This window comes from Corynebacterium sp. HMSC074A09, from assembly GCF_001811545.1.
GTDB lineage: Bacteria > Actinomycetota > Actinomycetes > Mycobacteriales > Mycobacteriaceae > Corynebacterium > Corynebacterium hiratae.
Window position 1 is genome coordinate 79,990 of record NZ_KV805147.1, and the last position, 7,871, is coordinate 87,860.

The window sequence follows — 7,871 nt, forward strand, 5'->3', positions numbered from 1 at the left end:
AGAGCCCAACCCGGGCCAGCCCGGGGCCGCGTGTCTTGAGCAGCGACTTCTATGCGCTTAGTCCCGCCCAGTGCCCGGGCCAGCCGGCGAGCCTAGTGAACGCCGTGCAGGACGACGGTCTCCACGCTGGAATCCTCTAGGAGGTAGCGCAGGCCGACGATGCCGAGCGTGCCGGCGTCGAGAAGCTGGCGCGCAGCCGGAACGTCAGAAATGATCTGGGAGACTGTCTGCGCGGTATTCTCGCGCTCAAAATCGGCGAGTTCCTCGCGGCCATCACGCTTGGCCACCATCGAGGCAGCGGCCACACGCTCAATGATCGGACGCTGCAGGCCCGTCGGCAGATCGCCGCCCGCCAGGAAGTCCGCGGCTGCGCCCACCGCACCGCAGGACTGATGCCCCATCACCACGAGCAGGTTAGCCTTGAGATTCTCCAGGGCATAGTCCAGCGACGCCATCACCGCGCTGTCCAGGATATGACCGGCGGTGCGGATGACGAAGGCATCGCCGAAACCAATGTTGAACACGTGCTCAATGGGCGCGCGGGAATCGGAGCAGGCAAGCACGATGACGCGTGGGTCCTGGCCTTGAGTCAGGCCAGCGCGCAGCTTCGCGTCTTGGTTAACGTCGATGAGGTTACCCGTCACCAGTCGGTGGTTACCTTCCTGGAGGGCTTCCCACACCTTCTGTGGGTTTTGAGGGACATCTACTAAAGGCATGATTCTTACTCTAGTCCCCACCGCCCTACACTGAGATGCCTATGGATACCCAAGCTGTCGTGGAATGGTTCGATGCCCATGAGCGTCCCCTACCGTGGCGCGAGCCAGGGACCTCAGCGTGGGGCGTGCTCTTAAGCGAGGTCATGAGCCAGCAAACACCCGTCGCGCGCGTCGCCCCGCAATGGGAGGAGTGGATGCGCCGCTGGCCCACCCCACAGGACCTCGCGGCGACCTCCAAAGCGGATGTCCTGCGCGCGTGGGGCAAGCTGGGCTACCCGCGCCGCGCGCTGCGCTTATGGGAGTGTGCGAAGGAGATTGGTGAAGGAGCGGTCCCGGGGGACGTCGACAAGCTCTTGGCGCTACCGGGGATCGGTGAGTACACCGCGCGTGCTGTAGCCTGTTTCCATTTTGGCCACAACGTTCCGGTGGTGGATACCAACGTCCGCCGCGTCTACGCCCGCGCCGAGGAGGGTCGCTTCCTCGCCCCGACGCCCGCGAAACGCGAATTAACACAGGTAGAAGCCCTGCTTCCGGATGAGAACGGTCCGCGTTTTTCGGCCGCACTCATGGAACTCGGCGCGCTGGTGTGCACGGCGAAGAACCCCGACTGTGCCGCCTGCCCCATCAAGTCCACGTGCGCTTGGCAGCTCGCGGGCTGTCCGGAGCCCAGCAAAGAAGAGACCGCGCGGGCCAAGAAGCGCGTGCAAAAGTTCACCGGTACGGACCGGCAGGTGCGAGGGCTGCTTCTCGACGTCCTGCGCGCCACCCCTCATCCCGTCGAGCAATCCGCGCTCGACGCGGTATGGCCGGATGCGGCACAGCGTTCGCGCGCGCAGGCCTCACTGCTCGAGGATGGGTTGATGGATGTCAACGACGAGGGTTTGTTTCACCTGCCGCACTAGGCACATGTGAGAAGTCGATGAGGTGGCCGAAGGTCCAGTCACGGTCGGTCAACAGGCGCGCGAGGATAAGCCCACAGCCGATGGCTGCCACGGCCATCGAGGCGGTAGCGAAGTTGCTCAACGCCTGGTCCATGTTACCCACGTTGAGGTGATAGACAGTGCGGAACATGGAGGTGCCCGGGATCATGATGACGGACGCGGGCACCGTCGTGGTGATGCGCGGTAGGTGTGCGCGTGTGGAGGCCACCGCACCCAAGAGCCCGACGATGAGACCACCTACGAAGGCGCCGACGTAGGCCGTGGCCCCGACGCCGATGAGGAGCAGGCGCACAAGGTTGGCCACCGTTCCCACCGCGGCCGCCACGAGCACCATCCGGCGCGAGGAGTTAAAGAGGAACGCGAATCCGGAAATGCCTAGGAAGCTGGCCGCCGCGGCGGCGAGGTACCACACGGGCGCATAGTCCGGAATTCCCGGTTCCGGGGTGAGTTCCGTGGTCCAGCTGACTAAGGCCACGGTAAAGGTCGCAGCTGTGATCACCGTCAGCGCGTAGGTCAGGCGGGATAGTCCGGCCTCGAAGTCGAAGCGCGCGAGATCAATGAGCGCGGAGAATAGCGGGAAGCCGGGAATAAGGAAAAGCACCGCGGCCACGTAGCCCGAGGAAAACTCCGACGGGTCCGCCACCCCGGCAGCGGCCACAGCCTCGGTGGTGAAGAAGTACACGAGGCTGGCCACCGTTCCGGCCGCCACGATGCAGCCCAGCTGGTGAATGTGCTTGCCGTGCAAGACCGCGCGGGTGAGCTGGCCGCAGAAAGCGGCGAGAGCCACGAGGAGAACCGCCAGCGGCGTGAAAAAATTCAAGACCGCGAAAGAGGCGCACGCAATAGCTGCCGCTGCAGCCAAGAGCCAGCGGTTCCACCGCTTGACCACCGTCGACTCGATGGAATCAAGCATCTCTGTAAGATCTTCGGCCGTAATGCCCGCGTACAGCCTGTGGTGGGTGAGATCCTCCAGCGCCTCAATCCGGGAGGCGTCAACGGCCGGCGAATGCTGCTGGGCCACCACGGTGCGGAACTCACGTCCGCGGTGAAACGTGCACGTTATCTGGGTGACGCCAACGTTGGCGTCGAGCCGATCAAAGCCGAGCGCGCGGGCGGCACGTTTCATGCCGCGCAGCACGCGGTAGCCGGACGTTCCCGCCCCCATGAGCATCATGCCTAGGCGCAAGACGACGTCGGCCTCGTACCCCATACGGACATAGTCGCTGTTGGGGTGAGATGTCATTAGCGCCAGCGTCCCCGGAAATTCAGGCCACCGGGCAGGTTGACCCACATGCCGCCGCGGGAGTTAAACGTCACGGGGCCGACCTTCGTCGACATCGAGGCACCGGAGCCGGAGAGGTTGATCCAGCTGTTCTTTCCGGTCTTCTTGCGCTTGCGATAATAAATTCCCATGCGTGCCAGCTTAGCGCGGATGCGCACCACGACGCCGCAGGCTACTCTGAGCTTTGTGCGAATAAAATCCCTGTTAACAGTGCTGACGGCCACCGCTGCTCTTATTCTGGCGTCACCCGCCGCCCACGCGGTGGAGCCGGGCAGCGTCCAATCGGCGTCACCGATAGAACAACCCGGTGTTAAGGCCACTGTTATCTCTTATTCCTCCACCCTCATGGATGGCACACCCACCACGGTGACCGGCATGGTCTACGAGCCCTCAGCACCATGGAACGGGCCGGGCGAGCGCCCAACTATCGTCTACGCGCCGGGAACGCGTGGGGCGGGTGACCAGTGTGCACCGTCCCGAGCCCGTTTCGCCGCCGACGGCAACCGCGTTGACCAGCGCTATGAAGCTGCGGCCACGCGCGTGTATAACTATGCGGCCTCCCAAGGTGTGCGCGTCGTAGTCACGGACTACATCGGGCTCGGAACCCCGGGGCACCATTCTTATGTCAACAACGTCGAGGAGGCCCACGCGGTTCTTGACGCCGCCCGCGCCGCGCTCCGGCTCGCCGGTGCTCCCGCCGATTCCCCCGTGGGATTTGTCGGCTACTCCCAAGGCGGCGGTGCAGCTGCCGCTGCGGGCGAATACGCCGCTAGCTACGCCCCCGAGCTCAACGTCAAGGGAACCTTCGCCGGTGCACCTCCAGCGGACCTCTTCGAGGTGATGCAGGCGGTCGACGGCTCAGCGCTCGTTCACGTGTTGGGCTACGCCATCAATGGTTTTGCGGAGCGTAGCCCGGAGTTCTCCCGGGAAATCATCGATGAGATGAATCCGCGCGGCCACACATTCCTCGCCGACGCCGCCACTTTTTGTTTGCGCGAATCGATGTCTACCTGGGGAAATATTCGCACCAGTGAGCTGACCGCGAGCGGCGAGTCCTTCGCCGAGCTCCTCCGCCGCAAGCCGGTGGCCTCTCGAATGCTGCACGAGCAGCGCCTCGGCCAGCGGGCTCTCAACGCCCCGATGATGGTGGTCAACTCCCCGACCGATGACATCATCCCCTACCAGCAAGCACGCCGCATGGCCCACGACTTCTGTGCTGCCGGCGGGACCGTCTACTTTGAGGACGCCTGGGCGGTCAACGTGAACCCAGGCTCGGGCACCAACCATGCCGCCCCCACGGTCCGCGCGGTTCTGCAGGGCACGAACTACCTCATCGACCGCTTCCGCGACGTCCCCGCACCGTCAAACTGCCAACCTGCCGAATCCTAGAATCGCCCCCTGGCGCCGCCATCCATTTTCATTTAATTGTCAATAAGCGCCGGCGGGGATAGACTGAGTGCATGGCACACGAGCACCACGACCACGATCACTCCAGCACGCCGCTGCGCGCACTACTGATTGCGCTGAGCATTACCGGAACCGTCTTCTTCGCGGAGCTGATCGGCGGCTGGTTGGCGGGCTCAATGGCGCTGATGGCGGATGCGATGCACATGCTTTCCGACGCCGCTGGGTTGATCATCGCGGTGTTAGCGGTGTTGGTTGGGCGTCGACAAGCATCAGCCCAGGCCACGTACGGCTACCGGCGAGTAGAGGTGCTTGCTGCGCTAGCGAACGCGGTGATGGTCCTGGCGATCTCGGTGTGGATTGTCGTCGAGGCGGTGCGCCGCCTGCAGAGCCCGGCTGAGGTACAAGGAACAACGATGCTGATCATCGCGGTGATTGGCCTTGTGGCGAATGCGCTGTCGGCGTGGGTGTTGCACCGGCACCGCGAATCCTCAATCAACGTGGAGGGCGCGTTCTTGCACGTGCTGGTGGATATGCTCGGCTCGGTTGCAGTGATCGTGGCGGGCGTCGTGGTACTGACCACGGGGTTTGTGGCGGCGGACGTGATCGCCTCCCTGGTGATCGCGGCGATGGTGCTCCCGCGCGCCTGGCAGCTCATGCGGCTCTCGGCGAGCGTGCTGCTCGAGCAGGTCCCGGCGGACTTCGACGCCAGCGTCATCGAGCCCGCGCTGCGACAGATCGAGGGTGTTGCCGACATCCACGACCTACACCTGTGGAGCCTGGACGGCGTGAACGTGCTGACGACCGTGCACATCGTGCGCGACGGTACCGTCGAGACCGGCCCTCTGTTGGATGCCGCCCAGCAAGCCCTGCGCGAGCACGGCATCGAGCACTCCACCATCCAGATCGAGCACCCGGAGCACGAATCCCACGAGACGGTGTGCTGATTCCCTTCTAGCCCGGCTTAGGTCATGAGCGGGCGAGCAACGTCACTCCTAACACTGCTACCTGGTACTTTTCGGCGGTGGGGTGGGATTGTTCCGCACGAAACTGAACCAAGTCAAAAGGGCGTCCCGCAAAAGGCATCTGGCAAACGGCATCTTTGGGTCTAAAAACGCCATCTACAAGGCGTAAAAGGCGTTTTCAGCCGTGAAAACGCCTTATGACAGATGCCTTTTGTCAGACGCCTTTTACCAAACGCCTCCATCATCCAGGTCGAGCACCCGGAGCACGAATCTCACGAGACGGTGTGCTGATTCCCTTCTAGTGGTGGGCGGGCCTTCCCGCCCACTGGGCCTTCCCGCCCACTGGGGCGTGCCTCCCACCGCGGCTGGAGGACACACAAAGAAAGCCCCGAACCGCACGCGGTGTCACACGCATGCGGTTCGGGGCTTATTCCTTATGGGTCCAGCACGGGGCCCAAGTCAGCGCTTAAAGCGGCTGGCTAGCACCGGCACCTGCCGGCGGCGGGTTGCCGTTGTCACCATCATCGTTGTGGGATTCCTCAGCGGAATCGCTACCAGACTCGTCGAGGACGTCCGGGGTCACCGTGTCCGGACCATTGGAGTCGGGGCCGTGAGTTTCGGCGTCGATCTCGGTGGCCAGTTCCTCATCGGCCTCACGCACGGCGGTCTCCTCGAGCTCCTTGTCGAAGGTGTCCTCCGGCAGCGGGCGTGGACGCGGCGTGAAGGTGAAGGTGGCAGAAGAGTTGTCCTTGGACTCGCCGTCCCAGCCTTCAACGTCCACGGTGATGATCTCACCCGCGCCGATTTCGCCGAAGAGGATCTTCTCGGAGAGCTGGTCCTCAATCTCGCGCTGGATGGTGCGGCGCAGCGGACGTGCACCCAAGACCGGGTCGAAGCCGCGCTGAGCCAGCAGGTCCTTGGCCTTCTGAGTGAGCTCGATGCCCATGTCACGCTCGGAGAGCTGCTTCTCTACGCGGGCGATGAGCAGCTCCACCATCTCGACGATCTGCTCCTGGGTGAGCTGGTGGAAGACCACAATCTCATCAATACGGTTGAGGAACTCGGGGCGGAAGTGCTTCTTCAGCTCGTCATTGACCTTGTTCTTCATGCGCTCGTACTGCGCATCGGCGTCATTCTCCGAAGAGCCGGTGAAGCCCAGTCCCACAGCCTTGGAGATATCCTGAGTACCCAAGTTCGAGGTGAAGATAAGCACGGTGTTCTTGAAGTCCACCACGCGGCCCTGACCATCGGTCAGACGGCCATCCTCCAACACCTGCAGAAGGGTGTTGTAAATCTCCTTGTGGGCCTTTTCGATCTCATCGAAGAGCACCACGGAGAAAGGCTTGCGGCGAACCTTCTCGGTCAGCTGGCCGCCCTCTTCGTAGCCAACGTATCCCGGAGGAGCACCAAAGAGGCGGGACGCGGTGAAGCGATCGTGGAACTCACCCATATCGATCTGGATGAGGTCATCATCCGAACCGAAGAGGAAGTTGGCCAGGGACTTCGACAGCTCCGTCTTACCCACACCGGAGGGGCCTGCGAAGATGAAGGAACCGGAAGGACGGCGCGGGTCCTTCAGGCCGGCACGGGTGCGGCGAATGGCGCGGGACACGGCCTTGACGGCATCGTCCTGGCCGATGATGCGCTTGTGCAGCTCCTCTTCCATGTTGAGGAGGCGGTTGGATTCCTTCTCCGTGAGCTTGAGCACCGGAATGCCGGTCCAGTGCGCGAGGACCTCAGCGATCTGCTCCTCGCCGACCTCGGCGATTTCCTCCAAGTCACCGGAGCGCCACTGCTTTTCCTTTTCCGCGCGCTCTTCACCCAGCTTGCGCTCCTTATCGCGCAGTCCAGCGGCCTTCTCGAAGTCCTGGGCGTCAATCGCAGCTTCCTTTTCCTTGCGGACCTCTGCGATGCGATCATCCACTTCGCGCAGGCCCTCCGGGGCGGTCATGCGCTTGATGCGCATACGGGCACCGGCCTCATCGAGGAGGTCAACAGCCTTATCCGGCAAGAAGCGGTCATTGATGTAGCGGTCCGACAGGGAGGCTGCAGCCTTCAACGCTTCATCGGTGTAGGAGACGCGGTGGTGTGCCTCGTACTTATCGCGCAGCCCCTTGAGGATCAGGATGGTGTCATCGAGGGAGGGCTCCTCCACCTTGACAGGCTGGAAGCGGCGCTCCAAGGCAGCATCCTTCTCAATGTGCTTGCGGTACTCATCCAGGGTGGTGGCACCGATGGTCTGCAGCTCGCCGCGAGCCAGTTTCGGCTTTAGCAAGGAAGCAGCATCGATAGCGCCCTCGGCGGCACCGGCGCCGACCAGGGTGTGGATCTCATCGATAAAGAGGATGATGTCACCGCGCTGGTTAATCTCCTTGAGCACCTTCTTCAGGCGCTCCTCGAAGTCACCGCGGTAGCGCGAGCCAGCCACCAGGGAGCCGAGGTCCAGCGAATAGAGCTGCTTATCCTTGAGGGTCTCCGGGACCTTGCCGTTAACGATATCGAGGGCTAGGCCCTCGACCACGGCGGTCTTCCCCACGCCGGGCTCACCGATGAGCACCGGGTT

The 7,871-nt window shown here is 63.2% G+C and carries 7 protein-coding genes; 3 read left to right on the forward strand and 4 right to left on the reverse strand.

What is annotated here, in order from left to right:
* Positions 1 to 92 precede the first annotated feature (92 nt).
* Positions 93 to 716 (reverse strand): carbonic anhydrase, encoded by a 624-nt coding sequence (locus HMPREF2807_RS05765; RefSeq protein WP_049154728.1) that lies wholly within the window; start codon positions 714 to 716, stop codon positions 93 to 95.
* A gap of 41 nt (positions 717 to 757) precedes the next feature.
* Here HMPREF2807_RS05765 and HMPREF2807_RS05770 point away from each other — a divergent pair, with 41 nt between their 5' ends.
* Complete coding sequence (locus HMPREF2807_RS05770) at positions 758 to 1,618, forward strand: HhH-GPD family protein (protein WP_070511093.1); 861 nt, start codon at positions 758 to 760, stop codon at positions 1,616 to 1,618.
* Here HMPREF2807_RS05770 and HMPREF2807_RS05775 read toward each other — a convergent pair.
* Positions 1,584 to 2,900, reverse strand: a complete 1,317-nt coding sequence (locus HMPREF2807_RS05775; protein WP_070511095.1) for a threonine/serine exporter family protein — start codon at positions 2,898 to 2,900, stop codon at positions 1,584 to 1,586. The two genes, HMPREF2807_RS05770 and HMPREF2807_RS05775, sit on opposite strands and share 35 nt — an antisense overlap.
* Positions 2,900 to 3,070: a DUF4236 domain-containing protein gene (locus HMPREF2807_RS13495; protein ID WP_080975064.1), complete on the reverse strand. Its 171-nt coding sequence runs from the start codon at positions 3,068 to 3,070 to the stop codon at positions 2,900 to 2,902. The genes HMPREF2807_RS05775 and HMPREF2807_RS13495 overlap by 1 nt, the downstream gene beginning before the upstream one ends.
* Positions 3,071 to 3,125: 55 nt before the next feature.
* On the opposite strand from HMPREF2807_RS13495, the gene HMPREF2807_RS05780 reads away from it, so the two are divergent.
* Both HMPREF2807_RS05780 and HMPREF2807_RS05785 read left to right on the forward strand, forming a co-directional pair.
* Complete coding sequence (locus HMPREF2807_RS05780) at positions 3,126 to 4,328, forward strand: lipase family protein (protein ID WP_232751633.1); 1,203 nt, start codon at positions 3,126 to 3,128, stop codon at positions 4,326 to 4,328.
* 71 nt (positions 4,329 to 4,399) lie between these two features.
* The gene (locus tag HMPREF2807_RS05785; RefSeq protein ID WP_070511097.1) at positions 4,400 to 5,290 is read left to right on the forward strand and encodes a cation diffusion facilitator family transporter; all 891 of its coding nucleotides are present in this window, start codon (positions 4,400 to 4,402) and stop codon (positions 5,288 to 5,290) included.
* 484 nt (positions 5,291 to 5,774) lie between these two features.
* On the opposite strand, the gene HMPREF2807_RS05790 is transcribed toward HMPREF2807_RS05785, so the two are convergent.
* Positions 5,775 to 7,871, reverse strand: a 2,097-nt coding sequence (locus HMPREF2807_RS05790) for an ATP-dependent Clp protease ATP-binding subunit (RefSeq protein ID WP_070511099.1), incomplete at its 5' end; no start/stop codon positions are given.

What these genes read in the sequence shown, in the direction of transcription:
- HMPREF2807_RS05765 (WP_049154728.1), bottom strand. Translation starts at nt 716, where the DNA reads ATGCCTTTAGTAGATGTCCCTCAAAACCCACAGAAGGTGTGGGAAGCC.
- HMPREF2807_RS05770 (WP_070511093.1), top strand. Translation starts at nt 758, where the DNA reads ATGGATACCCAAGCTGTCGTGGAATGGTTCGATGCCCATGAGCGTCCC.
- HMPREF2807_RS05775 (WP_070511095.1), bottom strand. Translation starts at nt 2,900, where the DNA reads ATGACATCTCACCCCAACAGCGACTATGTCCGTATGGGGTACGAGGCC.
- HMPREF2807_RS13495 (WP_080975064.1), bottom strand. Translation starts at nt 3,070, where the DNA reads ATGGGAATTTATTATCGCAAGCGCAAGAAGACCGGAAAGAACAGCTGG.
- HMPREF2807_RS05785 (WP_070511097.1), top strand. Translation starts at nt 4,400, where the DNA reads ATGGCACACGAGCACCACGACCACGATCACTCCAGCACGCCGCTGCGC.